This is a genomic window from Streptomyces anulatus (assembly GCF_014650675.1).
GTDB classification, from domain to species: Bacteria; Actinomycetota; Actinomycetes; order Streptomycetales; family Streptomycetaceae; genus Streptomyces; species Streptomyces anulatus.
On record NZ_BMVK01000020.1, the window covers coordinates 82,195 to 103,750 of the forward strand.

The 21,556-nt window shown below is 72.7% G+C and carries 18 protein-coding genes and 1 riboswitch; of the genes, 12 read left to right on the top strand and 6 right to left on the bottom strand.

Going from position 1 to position 21,556, the window contains the following annotated elements:
• Positions 1–77: 77 nt before the first annotated feature.
• The 4 genes from IE272_RS33660 to IE272_RS33675 all read left to right on the top strand — a co-directional run bounded on the left by IE272_RS33660 (position 78) and on the right by IE272_RS33675 (position 7,316).
• Complete coding sequence (locus tag IE272_RS33660; protein ID WP_050356933.1) at positions 78–1,739, top strand: serine/threonine-protein kinase; 1,662 nt, start codon at positions 78–80, stop codon at positions 1,737–1,739.
• Positions 1,740–1,912: 173 nt separating this feature from the next.
• Positions 1,913–3,529: a succinic semialdehyde dehydrogenase gene (locus IE272_RS33665; protein ID WP_050356934.1), complete on the top strand. Its 1,617-nt coding sequence runs from the start codon at positions 1,913–1,915 to the stop codon at positions 3,527–3,529.
• A gap of 61 nt (positions 3,530–3,590) precedes the next feature.
• Entirely contained in the window at positions 3,591–5,471 is a 1,881-nt protein-coding gene (locus tag IE272_RS33670) for a GMC oxidoreductase (RefSeq protein WP_050356935.1), read from the top strand.
• Between the two features lie 102 nt (positions 5,472–5,573).
• Positions 5,574–7,316, top strand: coding sequence for a peptidase (locus IE272_RS33675; RefSeq protein ID WP_190009454.1), 1,743 nt, complete (start codon positions 5,574–5,576; stop codon positions 7,314–7,316).
• A gap of 354 nt (positions 7,317–7,670) precedes the next feature.
• Here IE272_RS33675 and IE272_RS33680 read toward each other — a convergent pair whose 3' ends face one another.
• Entirely contained in the window at positions 7,671–7,979 is a 309-nt protein-coding gene (locus IE272_RS33680; protein ID WP_050356936.1) for a chorismate mutase, read from the bottom strand.
• 356 nt (positions 7,980–8,335) lie between these two features.
• Here IE272_RS33680 and guaA point away from each other — a divergent pair, with 356 nt between their 5' ends.
• The 5 genes from guaA (at position 8,336) to IE272_RS33705 (ending at position 13,723) form a co-directional block, all read left to right on the top strand.
• Positions 8,336–9,922, top strand: coding sequence for a glutamine-hydrolyzing GMP synthase (guaA, locus tag IE272_RS33685; protein WP_190009456.1), 1,587 nt, complete (start codon positions 8,336–8,338; stop codon positions 9,920–9,922).
• A 157-nt stretch (positions 9,923–10,079) separates the two neighbouring features.
• Positions 10,080–10,835 carry an SAM-dependent methyltransferase gene (locus IE272_RS33690; protein ID WP_050356938.1) on the top strand — a complete coding sequence of 252 codons (756 nt, stop codon included), beginning with the start codon at positions 10,080–10,082 and terminating at the stop codon, positions 10,833–10,835.
• 88 nt (positions 10,836–10,923) lie between these two features.
• The gene (locus tag IE272_RS33695; protein ID WP_050356939.1) at positions 10,924–11,712 is read left to right on the top strand and encodes a class II aldolase/adducin family protein; all 789 of its coding nucleotides are present in this window, start codon (positions 10,924–10,926) and stop codon (positions 11,710–11,712) included.
• 113 nt (positions 11,713–11,825) lie between these two features.
• Positions 11,826–13,094, top strand: a complete 1,269-nt coding sequence (locus IE272_RS33700) for a hypothetical protein (RefSeq protein WP_190009458.1) — start codon at positions 11,826–11,828, stop codon at positions 13,092–13,094.
• Between the two features lie 119 nt (positions 13,095–13,213).
• Positions 13,214–13,723 carry a DoxX family protein gene (locus IE272_RS33705; protein WP_032791667.1) on the top strand — a complete coding sequence of 170 codons (510 nt, stop codon included), beginning with the start codon at positions 13,214–13,216 and terminating at the stop codon, positions 13,721–13,723.
• Here the strand turns inward: IE272_RS33705 and IE272_RS33710 are convergent.
• Together IE272_RS33710 and IE272_RS33715 are read right to left on the bottom strand one after the other, a co-directional pair.
• The gene (locus IE272_RS33710) at positions 13,630–13,893 is read right to left on the bottom strand and encodes a hypothetical protein (protein WP_056701091.1); all 264 of its coding nucleotides are present in this window, start codon (positions 13,891–13,893) and stop codon (positions 13,630–13,632) included. The two genes, IE272_RS33705 and IE272_RS33710, sit on opposite strands and share 94 nt — an antisense overlap.
• Positions 13,880–15,232 carry a PspC domain-containing protein gene (locus tag IE272_RS33715; RefSeq protein WP_050356941.1) on the bottom strand — a complete coding sequence of 451 codons (1,353 nt, stop codon included), beginning with the start codon at positions 15,230–15,232 and terminating at the stop codon, positions 13,880–13,882. Before IE272_RS33715 ends, IE272_RS33710 begins: the two co-directional genes overlap by 14 nt.
• Positions 15,233–15,448: 216 nt before the next feature.
• Here IE272_RS33715 and IE272_RS33720 point away from each other — a divergent pair, with 216 nt between their 5' ends.
• Positions 15,449–16,735: a PspC domain-containing protein gene (locus tag IE272_RS33720; RefSeq protein WP_056701090.1), complete on the top strand. Its 1,287-nt coding sequence runs from the start codon at positions 15,449–15,451 to the stop codon at positions 16,733–16,735.
• Complete coding sequence (locus IE272_RS33725; RefSeq protein WP_007450924.1) at positions 16,732–17,427, top strand: LuxR C-terminal-related transcriptional regulator; 696 nt, start codon at positions 16,732–16,734, stop codon at positions 17,425–17,427. The genes IE272_RS33720 and IE272_RS33725 overlap by 4 nt, the downstream gene beginning before the upstream one ends.
• A gap of 84 nt (positions 17,428–17,511) precedes the next feature.
• Here IE272_RS33725 and IE272_RS33730 read toward each other — a convergent pair whose 3' ends face one another.
• Positions 17,512–18,279, bottom strand: a complete 768-nt coding sequence (locus IE272_RS33730; protein ID WP_050356943.1) for a GNAT family N-acetyltransferase — start codon at positions 18,277–18,279, stop codon at positions 17,512–17,514.
• A 42-nt stretch (positions 18,280–18,321) separates the two neighbouring features.
• Entirely contained in the window at positions 18,322–19,398 is a 1,077-nt protein-coding gene (locus IE272_RS33735) for a C40 family peptidase (protein WP_190009460.1), read from the bottom strand.
• Between the two features lie 246 nt (positions 19,399–19,644).
• On the opposite strand from IE272_RS33735, the gene IE272_RS33740 reads away from it, so the two are divergent.
• Positions 19,645–19,998, top strand: a complete 354-nt coding sequence (locus tag IE272_RS33740; RefSeq protein WP_007450921.1) for a hypothetical protein — start codon at positions 19,645–19,647, stop codon at positions 19,996–19,998.
• Positions 19,999–20,056: 58 nt separating this feature from the next.
• Here the strand turns inward: IE272_RS33740 and IE272_RS33745 are convergent, their stop codons facing one another.
• Positions 20,057–21,247: a C40 family peptidase gene (locus IE272_RS33745; RefSeq protein WP_050356946.1), complete on the bottom strand. Its 1,191-nt coding sequence runs from the start codon at positions 21,245–21,247 to the stop codon at positions 20,057–20,059.
• Positions 21,246–21,412, bottom strand: a riboswitch (cyclic di-AMP (ydaO/yuaA leader). It overlaps the preceding gene by 2 nt.
• Positions 21,413–21,556: the final 144 nt, after the last annotated feature.

Sequence of the window (21,556 nt, forward strand, 5' to 3'; positions counted from 1 at the left end):
GCCGAACCGTCACGGCTCCGCATCCGGTGACCACCCCAGGTGGTGTCCGGCCCGGCGTGTGAACCAGGATGGGGTACATGACAGATCACGGGGGACGGGCGAACGAGCCCACCAGCTACGGAATCCAGCCGCCGCGGCCACCGGGCGGCTTCGGCGCCCCGCATTCCGCGCCGTATCCCGCGCCTCCGGCGCACATTCCGCCCCCCACCGTCCACGCGAGCGCCCCGGACAGTGCGGTGAACCGGCTGGTCGGCGGGCGCTACCGGCTGCTCGCCCGGCTCGGGCACGGCGGTATGGGCACGGTGTGGCGGGCCCACGACGAGGTCGTCGACCGGGAGGTGGCCGTCAAGGAGCCGCGCGTACCGGAACACCTCGGCGAGCGCGAGCACAGCACGGTGCACCAGCGCATGCAGCGCGAGGCGCGGGCCGCCGCCCGGATCGACCACCCCTCCGTCGTGACCGTCCACGATGTGGTCGTCGAGGACGGCAAGCCGTGGATCGTCATGGAGCTGGTGCGCGGACCGTCGCTCGGCGACCGCCTCCAGGAAGGCACCCTGGACCCCCGCGAGGCGGCCCGGATCGGCCTCGCCGTCCTCGACGCGCTGACGGCCGCCCACGCGATCGGCATCCTGCACCGGGACGTCAAGCCGGACAACGTCATGCTCGGCACCGGCGACCGGGTCGTCCTCACCGACTTCGGGATCGCCCAGGTCGAGGGCGAGCAGCAGCTCACCGAGACCGGCGCGTTCGTCGGTTCGCCCGAGTACATCTCACCGGAGCGGGTCCTCGGGCAGCGCCCCGGACCGGAGTCGGACCTGTGGTCGCTGGGCGTCGTGCTGTACGCGGCGGTCGAGGGGATGTCCCCGTACCGCCGCTCGCACACCCCGGCCACCCTCCAGGCCGTGCTGTCCGCCGAGCCGCAGGTGCCCGCCCGGGGCACGGGCGCGTTCGGCACGCTCGTCATGCAGCTGCTCCGCAAGGACCCCGCGGCGCGCCCGCCGGCCGCCGAGGTCCGCCGGACGCTCCAGCAGCTGGCCTCCCCGGCCCCGGCGCCGGCGACCTCCCCGTACGGGACGGTCCTCGCGGGCGGAAGCGGCGGCAGCAAGTGGGTGCCGCCCGTCCTGCACCGCAACCGCGTCGCCCAGTTCGCGCTCGGCGGCGGGGCGCTGGCGGTCGCGGTCGCGCTCGTCCTGCTCCTGCTGAACCCGTTCGCGGGCGACGGACCGCCCGAGGGCTGGCAGGTCCGGCCGGAGAACGAGGTCCTGTCGGCGGACGTCGCCGTGCCGGAGGAGTACAAGCGGGTCCAGGAGGACGACGACGGCGAACTGGTCTGGTACGCGGACCCCAGCGGCGTCTTCGAGATCGTCTTCTGGCACCGCCCCGTGAAGAGCGAGAACAGTTCGGACGACAACCCCGGCGTCGACCCGGTGGCCCGCAAGGCGTACTACGAGAAGGGCGGGGAGAGCACCACGCAGATGGAGGAAGCCTCCGTCACCTACAAGGACGCCACGCACGAGGGGCGCAAGGCGGTCGAGATGACCACCGAGTTCGTCCCCTACGCCTCGTCCGGCGACGACCCGGTGCGCTACCGCTTCCGGGAACTGCTGATCCCCGGCGAGAAGGAGAGCGACCCCTACTGGCACGTGCGGGTGCGGATGCCCGCCGAGGGGCAGGCGGCGAAGGACGGCGACGCGATCTTCGCCGAGGTCACCGAGGGGCTGAAGATTCACGCTTCCTGAGTGTCGCGGGCCGGCCGCCGGGGAGCGGTCGGCCGCATAGCCACTGATCAGCGGTTATGACGCCAGCGATCACTGGCTTGTTCGAGGAGGGTGCCCGGCAGGGGTGGCGGGTCCTGTGAAAAACTGTTACCCACGGGTACCCAAAGCCTTCGGCTGGACATACTCTCGGCCTCATGACGGACTCGCAGGCCCCTGACGCCCCTCTCGGTACGAACCCCGTGGCGGCCGCCCCCGCCGGTGTGCGCACCGCCGCCGACGTGGTCACCCCCGAGGTGATCGCCCAGCTGATCCGCGGCGTCGTCGGGTCGGGCCGCACGGCCAACCACACCCCCTTCACCGGGGAGAAGCTGGCCGATCTGCCCGAGTCCACCCCCGAGGACGTCGCCACCGCCTTCGACCGGGCCCGCGCCGCCCAGCCCGTCTGGGCCGCCGTCCCCGTACGGCAGCGCGCCGCCGTCCTGCTGCGCTTCCACGACCTCGTCCTCAGCCGCCAGTCCGAGGTCCTCGACCTCATCCAGCTGGAGACCGGCAAGGCCCGCCTGCACGCCCACGAGGAGGTGCAGGCCGTCGCCGTCGCCGCCCGCCACTACGGGCGCAAGGCCGTCTCCTACCTCAAGCCCCGCCGTCACACCGGCGTCGTCCCGACCCTCACCAAGGTCACCGAACTGCGTCAGCCGCGCGGTGTCGTCGGTCAGATCGCCCCCTGGAACTACCCGCTCGAACTCTCCGTGGGCGACGCGCTGCCCGCATTCGTCTCCGGCAACGCCGTCGTGATGAAGCCCGACACGGAGACCGCGCTCACCGCCCTGTGGGCCCGTGACCTGCTGATCGAGGCCGGACTGCCCGCCGAGGTCTTCCAGGTCGTCCTCGGCGAGGGCCCCGTCGTCGGCCCCGAGGTCGTCGGCCGCGCCGACTACGTCTCCTTCACCGGCTCCACCCGCACCGGCCGCGAGGTCGCCGTCGGCGCCGCGTCCCGGCTGGTCGGCGTCTCCCTGGAGCTCGGCGGCAAGAACGCCATGCTCGTACTGAAGGACGCCGACGTCGAGAAGGCCGCCGCCGGAGCCGTCCGCGCCTGCTTCTCCTCCGCCGGACAGCTCTGCATCTCCATCGAGCGGCTGTACGTCCACGAGTCGATCGCCGACGACTTCGTGGAGCGCTTCGCCACCCGGACGAAGGCCATGCGGCTCGGCAACGCCCTCGCGTACGGGGCCGACATGGGCTCCCTCGTCGGCGAACGCCAGCTGGAGGCCGTCACACGCCACGTCGACGAGGCCGTCGAGAAGGGCGCGACCCTCGTCGCCGGCGGCGTCGCCCGCCCCGACATCGGCCCGCTGTTCTACGAGCCGACCATCCTCGACGGGGTGGAGGCCCCGATGGCCGTCTGCACCGAGGAGACCTTCGGGCCGGTCGTCGCGATCTACCGCTTCAGCGACGAGGACGAGGTGATCGCGCTGGCCAACGCCACCCCGTACGGCCTCAACTCCAGCGTCTGGACCACCGACTCCAAGCGGGGTCACGCGGTCGCCGCCCGGCTGCGCACCGGCACCGTCAACATCAACGAGGGGTACGCCCCCGCCTACGGCAGCGTCCAGTCCCCGATGGGCGGCATGAAGGAGTCCGGCCTCGGCCGACGGCACGGCTCCGAGGGCATCCTCAAGTACACCGAGGCCCAGACCGTCGCCCAGCAGCGGCTCATCCCGCTCGCGCCCGCCTTCGGGATGGACGACGAGAAGTACGCCGCGTTCATGACCCGCAGCCTCAAGGCGATGAAGGCGTTCCGGCTGCGCTGACCGTCCCGGAGGCCCCAGCGACTTCCGCCCTTTTCGTACCGATCCCGTTCCGAGGAGTGCCATGTCCCAGGACAGCCCTGCCCAGAAACAGGCCGTGAGCCATGTCCCGGCCGAGGACGACGCGGCGTACGACTACGACGTCCTGGTCGTCGGATCGGGTTTCGGGGGCGCGGTGTCGGCGCTCCGGCTGACCGAGAAGGGGTACCGGGTCGGGATCCTGGAGGCGGGCCGCCGCTTCACCCCCGGCACCCTCCCCAAGACCTCCTGGGACCTGAAGAACTACCTCTGGGCCCCCGCGCTGGGCCTCTTCGGCATCCAGCGCGTCCACCTCCTCGGCAACGTCATGGTGCTCGCCGGGGCCGGGGTCGGCGGCGGATCGCTCAACTACGCCAACACGCTGTACGTGCCGCCCGCCCCGTTCTTCGAGGACCGCCAGTGGGCCTCGATCACCGACTGGCAGGACGAGCTGAAGCCGTACTACGACCAGGCCCGCCGCATGCTCGGGGTCCGGCTCAACCCGACCATGACCCCCTCCGACGTCCACCTCAAGGCCGCCGCCGAGGCCATGGGCGTCGGCGACACCTTCCACCTGGCCCCGGTCGGCGTCTTCTTCGGCGACGGCAAGGACGCCGACGGCACCGCGAGGGCGAAGGCGGGCGGCACCGTCCCCGACCCGTACTTCGGCGGCGCGGGCCCCGCCCGCAAGGCCTGCACCGAGTGCGGCGAGTGCATGACGGGCTGCCGCCACGGGGCCAAGAACACCCTCAACGAGAACTACCTCCACCTCGCCGAGAAGGCCGGAGCGGTCATCCACCCGATGACCTCCGTCGTCGGGATCACCGACGACCCCGAGGGCGGCTACCGCGTCCTCACCGTCCCCACCGACCGCCGCCGCAGGGCGAAGCCCACGAGACTCCGCGCCCGCAAGGTCGTCGTCGCCGCGGGCACGTACGGCACCCAGACCCTGCTGCACACCATGAAGGACCGGGGACTGCTGCCCCGGCTCTCCGCGAGGCTCGGCGAGCTGACCCGTACCAACTCCGAGGCGCTGGTCGGCTCCCAGACCAGCGACCGCCGCTACCGCAAGAAGCACGGCACCCCGAAGGCCGACTTCTCGCAGGGCGTCGCGATCACGTCCTCGATCCACCCGGACGACAACACCCACATCGAGCCCGTCCGCTACGGCAAGGGCTCCAACGCCATGGGCGCGATGTCGATCCTCCAGGTGCCCTACGGGGCCCACCGGGTGCGCGGCTGGCTCGCCAACATGGTCAAGCACCCCACCCTCGCCGCCCGTTCGCTCTCCAACCACCACTGGTCCGAGCGCACCATCATCGGCCTGGTCATGCAGTCGCTGGACAACTCCCTGACGACGTACCGCAAACCGGGCGGCATCGGCAAGGGCCTGCTCACCGCCCGTCAGGGCCACGGCGCGCCCAACCCGACCCAGATTCCGGAGGCCACCCGCAGCGCCACCCTGCTCGCCGAGGAGATCAACGGCTTCGCCGGGTCCAACGTCGGCGAACTGATGGGCACCCCGCTCACCGCCCACTTCCTCGGCGGCTGCCCGATCGGCGCGAGCGAGCAGGAGGGCGTCATCGACCCGTACCACCGGCTCTACGGCCACCCCGGCATCAGCGTCGTCGACGGCTCCGCCGTCTCCGCCAACCTCGGCGTCAACCCCTCGCTGACCATCACCGCCCAGGCCGAACGCGCGATGTCCTTCTGGCCCAACAAGGGCGAGGCGGACCCGCGCCCGGAGCAGGGCGGGGCCTACGAACGGCTCACCCCCGTCGAGCCGCTCGCGCCGGCCGTGCCGAAGGAGGCGTTCGGCGCGCTGAGACTGCCGTTCCTGGGCATCCCCGTGGTGCCGCCGAAGGGGACGGCGGAGGCCGGGACGGACGTGAAGGGCGTCGGGAACACACCCGTACCCAATCCGTGATCTTTCTGCGGGCAACTGTTCGGTGAGCTGCGCGGTCGAACCCGTACCGCGATGACTGTCACAGCGGTCACACAGCTCCTGCCGAGTCCCAGAGGTCCCCCGATGACACGTTCCACCCCGAGAACCGTGCTGCACCGCGCGGCCGGCTCGTTCGCCGCGGCAGGCCTGCTGGCCGCGGCCTCGCTCGCCGGGGCGGCCGCCCCGGCACAGGCCGCGGACACGCCGGTGTTCACGCTCGGCGGCCCGGCCGAGACGGCACTGCACCCGTACCCGGAGAACGGCCGGCCGAAGTCGTCCACGGTCGGGATCTCCCTCAACAACCCGTCCGAGGACGAGGAGAACGGCGGCTTCGGCGGCGACTTCACCCTCACCTTCGACCTCAGCGGCGTCGCGGGCGTCGCCGACGTGAAGTTCGACGGCGAGGCCAACCCGGACTGCAAGGTCACCGGTACGAAGGCCGTCTGCGAGGACTGGGGCATCTGGCCCGGCCTCCAGGGCGCGGCCGACCTCGTCGTCACCGCCGCCGACGGCAGCGAGAGCGGCGACACCGGCACGATCACGGTGACCGGCCAGGCGGACGGGGCCACCTTCACCCCGTTCACCACCCGGCTCACGGTCGGCGGCCCCGACCTCGTGATGGAGCGGCTGCCGTTCAGGACGGAGCTGACCCCGGGGGAGAAGCAGCAGGCCCCGATCACCTTCGCCAACCGCGGCACCCGCGACGCCGACGGCGTCCTGCTCACGCTGCGGTACTCGCGCGGCCTGGACATCCCGCAGCGCTACTCCAACTGCGAGTACACCGTGGACGACCCGGACCAGCCGGACTTCGGCTCCACCACGGCGCTCTGCTCCGTCGAAGGGGCCTTCGAGGCGGGCGCGACGTACACGCTGGCCACTCCGCTGACGCTGGAGGCCACCGAGCGCGCCTACTACGACACCTTCCTCTACCGCATCCAGGAGAACAGCGCCGCCCAGCGCGCCTCCCAGCGCGCGGGCGCCCTCTTCGAGCGGGGTACCGGCGGAGTGCTGAAGGCGGTCCCGGTGACGAAGGGCGCCGCGGCCCGGAGCACCGACCTCAACCCGTACGACAACCAGCAGGACGCCGACTTCCGTACGGAGAACACGGCCGACTTCGTGGCGTACGGCGACCAGGTGGCCGGGCCCGAGGGCGCCACCGTCAAGGCCGACATCGGCTTCCGCAACGAGGGCCCGGCGTGGATCGGCCACATCCGCTCCGGCGAGGACGTCGCCACCGTCGACTTCACCGTCCCCCAGGGCGCGTCGGTCACCTCGAAGCCGGACCGCTGCCGCGCGGTGACCGCCGACGGGAAGTACCGCGAGGACCAGACGAGCCCCGCGCCGCGCTACGTCTGCAACACCTCGATGACCGTGCGGGACGGGTCGGGCCTCGACCTGCCGTTCGAGCTGCGGGTCGACAAGGCCATGGTCGGCGCGAGCGGCGCGGTCACCGTACGCAACACCTGGCTCCAGAACCCGGCGCTGCCGTTCGACCCGAAGCCGGCCAACAACACCGCGTTCCTCGTCCTGAACGGCGAGGGCGGCTCCGGCTCCGGCGGGACGACGGGCGGCGGCGACGGCGGTTCCGGCGAACCCTCCACCCCGCCGACCTCGGCCCCGGACCCGGAGAAGAGCCCGTCCGGCGACTCCGGATCCTCGGCGTCCACCACGTCCGGCGGCTCGGCGGGGACGACCGGGGGCTCCGGCGGCGGCCTCGCCTCGACGGGATCGATCGCCCTGATCGGCTCGGGCGCGGCGGCCGCGGCGCTGGCGGCGGGCCTGGTGCTGTTCACGGCGGCACGGCGACGGGCCGCGCGGCACGCCTGACCGGCGGCCGGGAGGGCGGAGGGGGGAACCGGCCTCCGCCCGAACGTTCCGATGCGGCCGACCCGGGCGTCCCCGGGATCGGCCGCATATGGGGTGACCGGGCCGCTGTCCCCTGCGAACCGGTCACATACGCCGGGTCGTGGTCCCACGACGTACCTGGGGTACGTCACACGTCCCGGCGGAGCCACGCGTGGTTTCCTGCCGATGCCGCCCCTGGTTGGCACGGACATCAGGATCAACGAAGGGACCGCGCTCCCGGTCACGCGCCGTACGGGTGAGACGGGGCCCGAACGCAGATACGGCCCGTGTCCGGCAAGCGGAGAACCGTTCCGTCCGCGGGCTGCTCACCGGGTCTCACACCCGGCCGCGGCACAGCTCCAGGAGCGTCATGGCCAGCGCGGTGCCCGGCTTGCCCAGCGCGTCCCTGTAGTGGCCGAGCACGGCCGTCTCGCGGGAGAGGTTGACCCGCCGGCCGCCGGAGGTGATCCGGGCCTCCTGGATCACCGCCGAGACGGCCATCCGTTCCTGGACGAGGCCGATGATCCGGTCGTCGAGGGTGTCGATGCGCTCCCGGGCGCCGCCGATCAGGGCGGCGGCCTCGTCGGTGCGGGCGCCGGTCCGCTCGGCGGGGCTGACGGCGGTGGCGGCGGTGGTGCTGCTCATGGTGGTGACTCCCGGTGGGGTGGCGGCCCCCCGGAGCTACGGACCCGGACACGCGAGACGCCCCGGGCCTGTCGGCCCGGGGCGCCTGGAACGTTGCTTGTCAGTAGCTCAAGCAGCACGACCATGGCAGCCGGCGGGCCGGATGCCATAGGTAAAGACGAAGGTCGTGTGCTGACGCATGGGGGACAGTATGGACCCGGCCCGGCGGCCCCCACAAAACGGGGCCCGGATCCTGAGACGCGACGTGCACCGGCCGTGAGGCGTCGGCCCCGCCCCCCGGTCCGGCGGAGGGCTCGCGCCCGGCCGGTAGAATCGGAAGAACCGACCCCCTTCACCACCGCCGGAAGGCCGCCCCCGTGCCAGCAGCACCCCCCGCCGCCCCCGACGCCACGGCCGACGTGGTCCTCGTCGTCGACTTCGGCGCGCAGTACGCCCAGCTCATCGCCCGCCGTGTCCGTGAGGCCCGGGTCTACAGCGAGATCGTCCCGTCCACCATGCCGGTGGGCGAGATGCTGGCGAAGAACCCGCGCGCGATCATCCTTTCCGGCGGCCCCTCGTCGGTGTACGCGGAGGGCGCGCCCACCCTGGACCGCTCGCTCTTCGAGGCCGGGGTCCCCGTCTTCGGCATGTGCTACGGCTTCCAGCTGATGGCCACCACGCTCGGCGGCACGGTCGACGACAACGGCGCCCGTGAGTACGGCCGTACCCCGCTGCACGTCTCCAAGGCCGGCTCGACGCTCTTCGAGGGCACGCCCACCGAGCAGCCGGTGTGGATGTCGCACGGCGACGCCTGCTCGGCGGCCCCCGAGGGCTTCACCGTCACCGCGTCCACCGACGTCGTGCCGGTCGCCGCCTTCGAGAACGACGAGAAGAAGCTCTACGGCGTCCAGTACCACCCGGAGGTCATGCACTCGACCCACGGCCAGCAGGTCCTGGAGCACTTCCTCTACCGGGGCGCGGGCATCGAGCCGAACTGGACCACGACCAACGTGGTCGAGGAGCAGATCGCCCTCATCCGCGAGCAGGTCGGCGACAAGCGCGCCATCTGCGGTCTCTCCGGCGGCGTGGACTCCGCGGTCGCCGCGGCCCTCGTCCAGAAGGCCATCGGCTCCCAGCTGACCTGCGTGTACGTCGACCATGGGCTGATGCGCAAGGGCGAGACCGAGCAGGTCGAGAAGGACTTCGTCGCCGCGACCGGCGCGAAGCTGAAGGTGGTCGACGCGGAGAAGCGCTTCCTCGACGCCCTGGCCGGGGTCTCCGACCCGGAGCAGAAGCGGAAGATCATCGGCCGCGAGTTCATCCGCGTCTTCGAGCAGGCCCAGCTGGAGATCCTCCAGGAGGACGGCCCGGAGGTCGCCTTCCTGGTCCAGGGCACGCTCTACCCGGACGTCGTCGAGTCCGGCGGCGGCACCGGCACCGCCAACATCAAGTCCCACCACAACGTCGGCGGTCTCCCCGACGACATCGAGTTCCAGCTCGTCGAGCCGCTGCGCCAGCTGTTCAAGGACGAGGTCCGCATGGTCGGCCAGGAGCTGGGCCTCCCCGAGGAGATCGTCCAGCGCCAGCCGTTCCCCGGCCCCGGCCTCGGCATCCGCATCGTCGGCGACGTCACCAAGGAGCGCCTGGACCTGCTCCGCGACGCCGACGCCATCGCCCGCGAGGAGCTGACGGCGGCCGGCCTGGACCGCGACATCTGGCAGTGCCCGGTGGTCCTCCTCGCCGACGTCCGCTCGGTCGGCGTCCAGGGCGACGGCCGCACCTACGGCCACCCGATCGTGCTCCGCCCGGTCTCCTCCGAGGACGCCATGACGGCCGACTGGTCGCGCCTGCCGTACGAGACGCTGGCGAAGATCTCCACCCGCATCACCAACGAGGTCGCCGACGTCAACCGCGTCGTCCTCGACGTGACGAGCAAGCCGCCGGGGACCATCGAGTGGGAGTGACCTCCCCGCTCCCGGCGAGCCCGTAGGGCGCGCCCCAGGGCCCTCCCGGACCAAAGCCGATGCCGTCGTCCGTTCGCCCGGGCGACGGCATCGGCGCGTCCGGGCCGGGGCCATATCCGGTGGCACGGTCCCCCCGTCCGTGGAAGGCTCCTGCACCATGTCCGCCGAAGAAGTCCGCGCCATCGTGTCCGCCGCCGGTAATGACCGCCTCACCTGGAACACCCCGCTCTCCGAGGAGCACGCGGATCGGCTGATCGCCGCCTGCGCCCCCGCTCCCGGGGCGCGGATCGTCGATCTCGGTTCCGGCTGGGGCGAGTTGCTGATGCGGCTCGTCGACGCCGCGCCCGGGGCCACCGGGGACGGCGTCGAGACCGACCCCGACGCCGTGGCGCGCGGGCGGAAGCTCGCCGGGCAGCGGGGCCTCGGCGACCGCGTGCGGTTCCACGAGGTGCCCGCCGCCGCATGGGCCGAGGACGGATACGACCTCGCCGTCTCCATCGGCTCCTCGCACGCCTGGCCCGGCACCACCCGGGAGGCCCTCACCGCCCTCGCCGCCACCGTGCGCCCCGGCGGACGGGTCCTGTTCGGCGAGGGGATCTGGCTGAAGGAGCCGACCCCCGCCGCGCTGGCGGGCGTCGGGGCCGAGCCCGGGGACTTCGGGTCGCTGCTGGAGCTGATCCGGCTGGCGGAGTCCGTCGGGCTGCGCGCGCTCCAGGTCACCGTCGCCGACGAACGCGAATGGGACCTCTTCGAGTCCGAGGGACCGATCGGCCGCGGTCAGCGCTGGGCACTGGAGCACCCGGACCATCCGCTGCACGCCGAGGTGACGGCCGAGATCGACGCCCGCCGCACCGGCTACTACGGCGGCTACCGCTCGTACCTCACGCTCGCCTATCTGGTGCTCAGCACCTGACCCGGCCGGGGGCGTCACGCCTCTGGTCACCTGACCCACCCGGCGGTAGCTTCCGGTCCCGTACGCCCAGGGAACCCGAGGAGCCGCCATGTCCGAGCCGGTCGCCGTGCCCGCCCCCGCCCCGATCCCCGTCGAACAGCTCCAGTTCGCGATGCCGCCCGTGCACGCCTCGCCGGACGAGGAACGCACGTACCGCAGGGAGCGGCTGGCGGGCGCGCTGCGGCTGTTCGGGCAGCTCGGGTACGAGGACGGGGTCTCCGGGCACATCAGCGCCCGCGACCCCGAACTGGCGGACTGCTTCTGGGTCAACCCGTTCGGCGCGCCCTTCGCCGACATCGCCCCGCAGGACCTGATCCTCGTCAACGGCGACGGCCAGGTGCTCCGGGGCCGCTTCCACGTCAACCAGGCCGCGTTCGCCGTGCACGCCGCAGTGCACCGGGCCCGACCGGACACCGTGGCCGTCGCCCACACCCACTCCACGCACGGGCGGGCGCTCGCCGCGCTCGGGGAGCCGATCGAGCCGATCACCCAGGAATCCTGCGCCTTCTACGAGGACCACGCGCTGTACGACGCCTACTCCGGGGTCGTCGTGGACGAGGACGAGGGCCGGCGGATCGCCGCCGCGCTCGGGCCGCACAAGGCGGTGATCCTGCGCAACCACGGGCTGCTGACCGTCGGCGGCTCGGTGGACGCGGCGGCCTGGTGGTTCCTCACCATGGAGCGCGCCTGCCAGGTGCAGCTGCTGGCGCGGGCCGCCGGGAAGCCCGTGCTCATCTCGCACCGGGACGCCGTCACCACCCGCGACCACCTCGGCGGCGACCTGGTGGCCTGGATCAACTACCAGCCCCTGTGGCAGCGGATCTCTCGAACATTCTGACGGTCCCCGCCCGTCGTCCGCCCCGATGCGGGCGCTGCCCGCCCGGTACGGCACAATTCGCTGATATCGCAAGTGAGTTGGCTGTACCGGGGCGGGAAAGGGCGTAATCCTCCGTGGCGTTGGACGAATCCAGGACGAGCGGCACGCACAGCGGCGGCTGTACGTGTGGCGACTGCCCGCACGGAGCCCGTCACGGACACCGGCGCGCCGTCGCCGCGTTCCTGGCCAAACGGGACGAACTGGCTGCGGGCAAGGGCCTCCCCGCCGGGGTCGCCCAGTCCGCGTCCGCGTCCCGGCAGTGGGTGTCCGACGAGCTGACCGGATCCGCCCGCACCGTCGCCGAACGGGCCCGGGAAGCCGGTGACGCCTGGCTCCACCAGGTCTGGCGGGGGACGTTGTTCGCCGTCTGGGGTGCGGCCGGGGCGCTCCTCGTCGGTGCGAGCCTCACCGCGATCGGGGCCGGCTGGTCCACCGCCCGTACCGCCGGGCTGATCGCGGCCCTCCTCACGGCCGGGCTGCTCACCGCCGCCGCCCGCTTCCACCGCGCCCGGGGCGGCCTCCTCGCCCCGCTGATCGGCGAGGACAACCGGCTCTCCACCTCCCGTACGGTCGCCGCGGCCTGGGTGCTGCTGGCCGTCTTCGCCGTTCTCGTTCTCGCCCTGCAACTGGCGGGCGCCTCCGACCCGGAGAAAAGGGACGCGCTGATCGAGGGGCTCGACCTCGTGCGCTCCGCCGGGGTCGTGACCGTGCTGGCGCTCGTCTGCACGGTCGCCGTCGTCGTACGGCGCGTGGTGACCGTACGGGTGCTGGGCCAGCGGCTCCAGAAGCTGCGCGCCGACCGGCCGCGCGCCGCCGACCTGCTCACCGACGACTCGGGGCGCGGCTCCTTCACCGATGTGCAGTACGTGCTGGTCAGCGCCGTCGCCGTGCTGTTCTCCGCGGTCCGCCTGGCCCGCCGCCCCGAGCAGCTGCCCGACCTGCCGTGGGGGCTCGCGCTCCTGGTGGCCGTCTCGGCGGCCACCTACTTCGCCGGGAAGTACACGGAGGGCGGCCGGCCCGTCGTGCTGTCCGTCGTGCGGGCCCGGGAGGCCGGGGACCTGGACGCCCCGATCCGGACCGGCGACGACATCGAGATCCGGGGCGCGGGCTTCGTACCGCCCGGCGCGGGCAGCCCCGACCGGCTGGCCCGGCTCGTCGTGCGGATCGGCACGGTCCATGTCCACGTACCGCTGATCCCGGTCGCCGGGGGCTTCGCCAACCCGACCGACACCGTCCTGACCGTGCCCGTCCCGGTCGAGGTCGAGCCGGGGACGGTGGACGTCCAGGTCGTCACCGCCGCCGGGGTGGAGACCAACCGCTGCCCGATCGACGTCACGGACTGACCGTCACCCGGTCCCCGGGCGAATTTCCGCCGCCGATCGCGTCCCAGCCCTGGTGAGCAGCGCGCCCAGGGCGTACGTATGGTCGAGGTGACGGGACTTCGGGAAGTAGGGCAGCGGTGATGAACGGTTACGGCGGCGGATCGTACGGTCTGGGCGAGCGCAGGACGCTGAAGGAGCAGGCGGGCACGTACGCCCTGCTGCCCCTGCGGATCTTCCTCGGCGTCACCTTCGTCTACGCGGGCCTCGACAAGCTCACGGACAGCGCGTTCCTGTCCGCGACCGGCACCGGGTCCATCGGCGAGATGATGCGCGGGGTGCGCGACTCCTCCGCGATCCCCGCCCTCGTCGACCTGGCGCTGAAGAGCCCCGAGGGCTTCGGCTACGCCATCGCGACCGGTGAACTCCTCGTCGGACTCGGCACCCTCGTCGGCCTCTGGGCCCGGCTCGCGGCGCTCGGCGGCGCGCTGATCTCGCTGAGCCTCTGGCTGACCGTGAGCTGGCAGGCCACCCCGTACTACTACGGCAACGACCTGCCCTATCTGATGGCGTGGCTGCCGCTGGTGCTCGCGGGCGCCGCCGTGTTCTCCGCCGACGCCTTCCTCGCCTCGCGCCGCCGCCGCAGCATGTAGGCGGCCCACGTCACCGTCGCGGCCAGCCACAGCCCGCCGAGGAACAGCGGCAGGAAGAACGTCCACGGGACCTCCCAGGCCCCGGCGGCGTCGGCCGCGTACCCGCCGGCCAGGCCCAGCATCACCAGGCCGGCCACCGCGCGGCCGGGCCGGAATTCATGACGCAGCACGAGTGACCTCCACCTGTCCGATGCCGACTTCCAGCACCAGTTCGATCGTTCCGGCGGGCTTCGTGCCCGAGGGCGGCGGCAGCGTCCGCTGCTTCGCCTCGTCACTGTTGATCCGGACCTGGACCCGCTGCCCCTCCTCCAGCCGGATCTCCCCGAGACCCGCCTCGGCGCGCACCTTCACCACCACGTTCTTCGGCACGACGACGGCCGCCCGCCCCGCCGCCACATCGAGCCCCGTGCGGACGGTCTCGCCCTTGGGCACCTTCAGCCGGGACAGATCCAGCCGGGCGTCGCCCGTGCTCAGCTCGTAGTGCGGCGCTACGGCGGACACCGAGGCGGGCCGCCACTCCTGGCGGGCCCACGACGTGTCGATGTCCTTCGGCAGCACCGCCGCACCCGCCAGCAGACCCGCCGTGATCATCGCCATCAGCACCGTGCCGAAACCGGTCCGCCCCAGCACCGAGGCGATCAGCAGACCGAACCCGAACACCGCGAGGGCGGCGACCAGGCCGATCTGGAGGGCGACGCCCAGCGGCTGCTGCTCCCAGCTCAGCCCGGTGCCCAGACCGCCCGCCACCAGCGCCGCCAGGAAGACCGGGCCGCCGATGGAGCGCGGCCCGCGCTCCACGGGCGACGGCCGGGGCGTCAGGAACGGGGCGTCCGGACGGGGCCGCCCGGCCTTCACCCCGGCGCGCGCCGTGCCGGCGTCCGTGTCCGGCGGACCCCACAGATACCCGGAGCCGACCGGCCCCGTGGTCCCGTCCTTGACGATCGGGTCCCGCCACCACGACGGACTGCCCGGCGTCGGCGGGGCCTTCACCTCCGGCGGCGGCGTGCCGAGGCCGCCGGTGTGCGCGGGGCCGGGAGGGGCGGCCGGTGCGCCGGGCGGGGCCGCCGGGTCCTCCGGGGCCCCCGCCGTCCGCCGGGACTGCGTCCACACGGAGAAGCCGACGACGGCCAGCGTCAGCAGCGCGGCGAACGCCAGCATCTCCCGGTTGTGCAGCATCGACAGGAACAGCCCGCAGCCGATCAGCGCCAGCAGCAGCGCCACCAGGGACGCCCCGTCGACCCGTCCCGACAGCAGTTTGCGCGCCTCGTTCTCGTCGTCGCCGTCCGCGGGCAGCAGCAGCCAGGCGAAGCCGTAGAAGATCAGACCGATGCCTCCGGTCGCCGACAGCACACCGAGCACGATCCGGAAGATCACCGGATCCACGTCGCAGTACCGGCCGAGTCCGCCGCACACCCCGGCGACGACCTTCTGTCGCGGGGTGCGCCGCAGCGTCGGCTTCGGCGCTTCGGGGGGCGCGACGCCGGGAGCGGCGTCCGAGGGAGCGGTCATGCCTCCATGGTGACGGGCCGGACCGCTGGCCGGGACCCGCGACGACCCTGGACGGTCCCTGATATTGCTCGCGTGCGCCCCTGAAGGGCCGGGGCGCGCACGCCGGGCGGAGCGGCCGGGGGAGCTGTCACCAGGTGCACGCGGGGGACAGCATCAGGGTCACTTCGGGGGCCGACCCTGATGCCGCCCCGCGTCCGCGCGTGTGACGATCGGGGTATGCCAGCCGCCACCGCCCGAGCCGCCAGCTCCCTCGCCGCCGACCCGGAGGAGCCCGCGCCGCGCAAGCTCTACCGCAGCGCCGACGGCCGGCTGCTCGGCGGCGTCGCGCGCGGGCTCGCCGGACACCTCGGGCTGCCCGTCGCCTGGGTGCGGTTCCTCTTCCTCGGACTGTTCTTCACCGACGGCCTCGGCGCGGTCCTCTACGCGGTGTTCTGGATCGTCGTGCCGCTCGGCGTCGGCGGCGTCGACGCCCCGCGCTCGGTGTTCGAGACCTCGGCGGACGGCCGCCGCAAGCTCCGCAAGCCGGACAGGGGCCAGGTCTTCGCGCTGGTCGCCCTGACCGTCGGGGCCGTCGCGTTCGTCGTCAACGTCGACATGGGCAGCGAGGCCGACCGCTACATCTGGCCCACCCTCCTGATCGGCGCGGGCTCCGTCCTGGTCTGGCGGCAGGCGGACAACGCCCGCCGCGCCCGCTGGATGGAGACCGGCCGCAACCGCAAGCTGCTCCACCTGGCCCGCGGACTCGCCGGAGTGGCCCTCGTCGGCCTCGGCCTCGCCGTGTTCATGGTGGTGCGCGGCTCGGCCGCCCAGCTCGGCAACGTGCTCACCGCGGCCATCGCCGTGCTCACCGGCATCGCCCTGCTCGCCGGCCCCTATCTGGTGCGGATGACCCAGGACCTCTCCGAGGAGCGCCTGATGCGCATCCGCGCCCAGGAGCGGGCCGAGGTCGCCGCCCACGTCCACGACTCCGTGCTGCACACCCTCACCCTGATCCAGCGCAACGCCGACGACGGCGGCGAGGTCAGACGCCTCGCCCGCGCCCAGGAGCGCGAGCTGCGCAACTGGCTCTACAACCCCGAGGGCACCGGCAAGGACGAGGACGACGAGCCGGAGACCCTGGCGGAGGCGGTCAAACGGGCCGCCGCCGAGGTCGAGGACAAGCACGGGGTGCCGCTGGAGGTCGTCGTGGTCGGCGACTGCCCCCTCGACGACAAGGTGACCGCGCAGATGCAGGCCGCGCGCGAGGCGATGGTCAACGCCGCCAAGTACGGTGGCGAGGGCGGCGCCGTCCAGGTCTTCGCGGAGGTCGAGGGCCGCACGGTCTTCGTGTCCGTACGGGACCGGGGTCCGGGATTCGACCTCGACGAGGTTCCCGGGGACCGGATGGGCGTACGAGAATCAATCATCGGCCGGATGCAGCGCAACGGCGGCAGCGCCCGGCTGCGTTCGGTGCCCGGCGGGGGCACCGAGGTCGAGCTGGAGATGGAAAGGGCGAGCGAATGACCGAGAACACCGAAGCCACCGGGGGCCCGGAGCGACGGGTACGGGTCGTGCTCGTCGACGACCACCGGATGTTCCGCACCGGGGTGCAGGCCGAGATCGGCCGCACCGAGGAGACCGGTGTCGAGGTGGTCGGCGAGGCCGCCGACGTCGACCAGGCGGTCACCGTCATCACGGCGACCCGCCCCGAGGTCGTCCTCCTCGACGTCCACCTCCCGGGCGGCGGCGGCGTCGAGGTGCTCCGCCGCTGTGCCCCCATGATGGGCACGGCCGAGAACCCGGTCCGCTTCCTCGCGCTGTCCGTCTCGGACGCCGCGGAGGACGTCATCGGCGTCATCCGGGGCGGTGCGCGCGGCTACGTCACCAAGACGATCACCGGCACCGATCTGGTGAACTCGGTCTTCCGGGTCCAGGAGGGCGACGCGGTCTTCTCGCCGCGGCTGGCCGGTTTCGTCCTGGACGCCTTCGCCTCCACGGACGCCCCGCCGGTCGACGAGGACCTGGACCGCCTCACCCAGCGCGAGCGCGAGGTGCTGCGGCTGATCGCGCGCGGGTACGCGTACAAGGAGATCGCCAAGCAGCTGTTCATCTCGGTGAAGACGGTCGAGTCGCACGTGTCGGCGGTCCTCAGGAAGCTCCAGCTCTCCAACCGGCACGAACTGACCCGGTGGGCGACGGCACGACGCCTGGTCTGAGGCCGTCGCCCACCGGTCGGACCGAGGCCGTCGCCCACTGCTCGGACCGAGGCCGCCGTCCTCCTGTCGGTCCGGGGCCGTGGTTCAGCCGCCGGCCGGGTCGAGCGAGATGTTGACCTTCTCGCCGATCCGGCGGTAGCCGATGCCCGCGTAGACCCGCTCGACGTCGGCATCGCCGGGCTCCAGCCAGACCGTCCGGCAGCCCTGGGTGAAGGCCCGTTCCGTCAGCCAGGCCGAGAGCGCGGCCCCGACGCCGCGACGACGGAAGGGAGCGGCGACGGCGAGTCCGGCCAGTTCGCTCAGGCCGTCGATCGCGGCCGAGCAGCCGCCGACGCCGGCCGGCGCGCCGTCGAGGACGGCCAGCGCCGCGACCCCGTCGCCGGTGGCCGCCGCGCGCAGCCAGTCGGTCGCCCCCGGGTCGGGCTCGCCCTCGCCGCCGAAACCCTGGTGCTGGACGCGGGCGGCACCGGTGAACTCCGCCTCGGTGACCGGGGTGCCGATGCGGAGTCCGTCGACAGGTTTCGGCGTCCGGAGGTCCTCGGGGCCGCAGGCGAGCAGCGGGGCGCGGTTCTCCACGGTGAAACCGGCGGCGAGCAGGGCCGGTTCGACGGCCGGGGCCCAGGCGGGCAGGAACTCCAGGCGGGGGAGCCGTTCGTGCTTCCCGAACGCGTCGACCAGGGCCGCCACGTCGTCCGCCGTGGGTTCCGCGCCCCGGTCGGGGATGGCGTAGTTGGCGTACTTCAGTTCCCAGCCCGGGTTGTGCCGGACGGTGAACGGGCCCACCCGGTAGTGGGACGGGGAGCGCAGTGCGAGCGCGCGGGCGTAGTCCTGGACGGCGTTCGCCATCGTCATACGGGAGTTCCTTCGGCGGGAGAGCGGGACCGGCGCGGCGGACTATGCCACCCGGGTCGCTCCGGCGAAAGGCATTTCATCGACGGGCGCGATGCGGACCGGTGCTCCGGGGCGCGGGGCGTGGATCATCTGGCCGCCGCCGATGTAGAGGCCGACATGGCTGATCCCGGAGTAGAAGAACACCAGGTCCCCGGGGGCCAGTTGGGAGCGCGGGATCCGGGCTCCGGCGTTGATCTGGGTGTAGGTGGTGCGCGGCAGGCTCACGCCCGCCGCCTTCCAGGCCGCCTGGGTCAGGCCCGAGCAGTCGAAGGCGTTGGGGCCCGTCGCGCCCCAGACGTACGGCTTGCCGATCGCGCCGTGCGCGAAGGCGATGGCCTGTGCGGCGCGGGAGCCGGGCGCGGCGACCGGGACGCGGCCGGCGGAGCGGTCGGCGTGGGACGGGCCGCCGCCGTGCCGGGCGTCGGCGGCGTGTTCGTAGGCGGCGCGCTCGTCGGCGGTCAGGGTGTCCAGCAGCTTGCGGGCGTCGGCCAGCTTGGTGCGGATCGCGGTGCGGTGTTCGCGCAGCTCGGTGCGGCGGGCGGCGAGGCGTTCGGTCTCCTGGTCGGCGCGGGCCTTGACGCCGGTGATCTGGGAGACCTGCCGCCGGATACCGCGCAGCAGGCCGTTCTGCCGGTCTCCCGCCCGGTCGAGGTAGGAGGCGCGTTGCAGATAGGCGTCGGGGTCGGAGGAGAGCGCCAGTTGCACGGCCGGGTCGAGGGTGCCGCTGCGGTACTGCGCGGTGGCCAGCGAACCGAGGGCGTGCCGGGCGGTGTTGAGGCGGGCGGTGCGGCGGGCGGCCTCGTCGGTGAGGGCGTCGACGGTGCGGGTGGCGGCGTCCGCCTTCTCCTTCGCCCCGTTGTACTTCTCCGTGGCGACCTCGGCGTCGTGGTACAGCCGGTCGACCTCCGCCCTGACCTGCGAGGCGGTGGGGGCCGGTTCGGCGGGGGCCGCGCCCGCCCCGGTGACCGAGCCGGCGGTGGCGGCCCCGGCGAGCGCCAGGGTGGCGGCGGTGCGGGCAGCAGAGCCGGTGAGCGGGCGCTGCTTGGGTTTTCGGTGGGCTGACCTGCGGTGCGCTGCCACGGGGGCGGCATCCTTCCTGTCGGCTGCCCGCCGGGGGATATCGGCGGGTCCGTGAAGGACGCTAATCCCGGTGCCGGGAAAACAGTCGTCATGACTGCTATTGCCCTGATGTGACGTTTCTGCGGTCATGATTGATCAGCGATACGCCCGTACATCAGGGCAATACGGTCAATACCGGAGTTAGCGCATAAGGAAGGTTTGCCTCACTGAAAGGTAAAACCTTGGCCATGGCTAGGCTCCGGAGCCATGGACGTACTCATCAATGTCTTCGTCGCCCTGCACATCATCGGCATCGCCTCCCTGCTGGGCGGCTTCCTGACGCAGATGAAGGCCATGGGGGCCGGCACCGCCCGGTTCATCCCCGCCATGCTGCACGGCGCGCTGACCATGCTCGTCACCGGCGTCGCCCTGGTCGGACTCAACCAGGCCGACGACCAGACCGTGAACAACGTCAAGATCGGCATCAAGCTCGCGCTGCTGGTCGTGATCCTCGCCCTCGTCTACGTCAAGCGGGACGACGAGACGGTGGACAAGGGCGCGTTCGCCGCGGTCGGCGGACTGACGGCCGCCAACATCTTCATCGCCACGGTCTGGACCTGAGCCCGCGCGGCGTGCGCCCGCTCCGGGCGGGGCGCACACTCCGCGCCGGGAACCCGCTCTACGCCGGGCGCACACTCCCGTAGATCGGCATGTAGTAGATCGACTCCTCGCGGACGTTCGCACCCGGCTTCGGGGCGTGGATCATCATCCCGTCGCCCTTGTAGATGCCGACGTGGCTGATGTCGTCGTAGAAGAAGACCAGGTCTCCCGGCTTCAGGTCGGACGTGGCGACCCGGGTCCCGACCTCCACCTGGTCCCAGGTCGTCCGGGGCAGGGTCACGCCCGCCTCCCGCCACGCCGCCTGGGTCAGCCCCGAACAGTCGTAGCTGGAGGGGCCCGAGGCGCCCCACACGTACGGCTTCCCGATCTGCGCGCGGGCGAAGGCCAGCACCTTCTCCGCCTTGGCGGCGTAGCCGCTGTCCGTACCGCTGCCGGTGCCCGGGCCCGGATCCGTGCCCGTACCGGAGCCCGAGCCGTCGCCGGACTCCTTCGCGGCCTCCTCGCGGGCCTTCTCCTCGGCCTCGGCCCGCTCCTTCGCCTCGGCGGCCTGCCGGGCGGCCAGCTTCGCCGCCTTCTCCTTCGCCTCGGCCTCCTTCTTGCGCTCCAGCTCCGCCAGCCGCGCCTTCTCCTCGGCGGTCAGCCGCGAGAGCAGGCCGCGGGCCTCGGTGAGCTTGGTCTGCACGTCCTTCTTGCTGGAGGCGAGCGTGGCCTGCGTCTCGGTGAGGGTCTCCAGGCTCTTCACCGCCTCCGCGCGCTTCTTCGCCGCCGACGCCTGCTGCGTACGGAACTCGGTGACGGACCTCTGCTGGCGCTCCGTCGCCCGGTCCATCAGCCGGCTCTGGTCGAAGTACCCCTGCGGGTTGTCCGCGAGGAAGAACGTCGCCGCGGGCCCGATGCCCCCGTTGCGGTACTGGGCCGCCGCGTAGGAGCCCAGCGCCCGGCGCGCCTCGTTGATCTTCTCGGTCCGCTTCGCCACGTCGGAGAGCAGCGTGTCGACCTTCGTCTGCTGGGACGCGGAGGCGGCCTTGGCCCGGTTGTACTCCTGCGTCGCGGCGCCCGCCTGCCGGTACAGGGCGTCGACCTTCTTCTGGACCTCCTCGACGGCGGGCTTCGGCTCCGCGGGCGCGGCCGTGGCGCTCTGCGTGGAGAGCAGCGTCACGGAGGCCAGCGCGGCCGTCGTCAGCCCGACGGCGGGAGTGGTGGTGCGCACCTTCGTGCGCGGCTTGCGATGCGATGCCAAGACCGGCATCTCCTTCCGTGGACCGCCTACCGGGTTAGCTGTCGGGTTCGGACGGAACGGAAGGCTGTCCTACGGTCCGGATGCGAGGACACGGACCGATTCACCCCGGTGCTGCGTGTGGGTCCCCGGTTCCGAACTGCCAGGGCGGCAGGACGGATTCGGCAGAGGTGTCCGTTAGGCGTGGTTCGCCTCAGGGAGGTACGGATCACCTGACCGAGCACGCTAGCCAACCGGCACCGCCGCTGGGAAGGACGATGAGCGATATGCCCGATACATTTTCGTGACCTTTCCGGATCGGGGGCCCGGCACCCCCTCCGA

Coding starts and splice junctions, on each gene's coding strand:
- IE272_RS33670 (WP_050356935.1), top strand. CDS start 3,591: ATGTCCCAGGACAGCCCTGCCCAGAAACAGGCCGTGAGCCATGTCCCG.
- IE272_RS33740 (WP_007450921.1), top strand. CDS start 19,645: ATGGACGTACTCATCAATGTCTTCGTCGCCCTGCACATCATCGGCATC.
- IE272_RS33730 (WP_050356943.1), bottom strand. CDS start 18,279: ATGACGATGGCGAACGCCGTCCAGGACTACGCCCGCGCGCTCGCACTG.
- IE272_RS33745 (WP_050356946.1), bottom strand. CDS start 21,247: ATGCCGGTCTTGGCATCGCATCGCAAGCCGCGCACGAAGGTGCGCACC.
- IE272_RS33695 (WP_050356939.1), top strand. CDS start 10,924: ATGTCCGAGCCGGTCGCCGTGCCCGCCCCCGCCCCGATCCCCGTCGAA.
- IE272_RS33665 (WP_050356934.1), top strand. CDS start 1,913: ATGACGGACTCGCAGGCCCCTGACGCCCCTCTCGGTACGAACCCCGTG.
- IE272_RS33715 (WP_050356941.1), bottom strand. CDS start 15,232: ATGACCGCTCCCTCGGACGCCGCTCCCGGCGTCGCGCCCCCCGAAGCG.
- IE272_RS33690 (WP_050356938.1), top strand. CDS start 10,080: ATGTCCGCCGAAGAAGTCCGCGCCATCGTGTCCGCCGCCGGTAATGAC.
- IE272_RS33725 (WP_007450924.1), top strand. CDS start 16,732: ATGACCGAGAACACCGAAGCCACCGGGGGCCCGGAGCGACGGGTACGG.
- IE272_RS33720 (WP_056701090.1), top strand. CDS start 15,449: ATGCCAGCCGCCACCGCCCGAGCCGCCAGCTCCCTCGCCGCCGACCCG.
- IE272_RS33680 (WP_050356936.1), bottom strand. CDS start 7,979: ATGAGCAGCACCACCGCCGCCACCGCCGTCAGCCCCGCCGAGCGGACC.
- IE272_RS33705 (WP_032791667.1), top strand. CDS start 13,214: ATGAACGGTTACGGCGGCGGATCGTACGGTCTGGGCGAGCGCAGGACG.
- IE272_RS33660 (WP_050356933.1), top strand. CDS start 78: ATGACAGATCACGGGGGACGGGCGAACGAGCCCACCAGCTACGGAATC.
- IE272_RS33675 (WP_190009454.1), top strand. CDS start 5,574: ATGACACGTTCCACCCCGAGAACCGTGCTGCACCGCGCGGCCGGCTCG.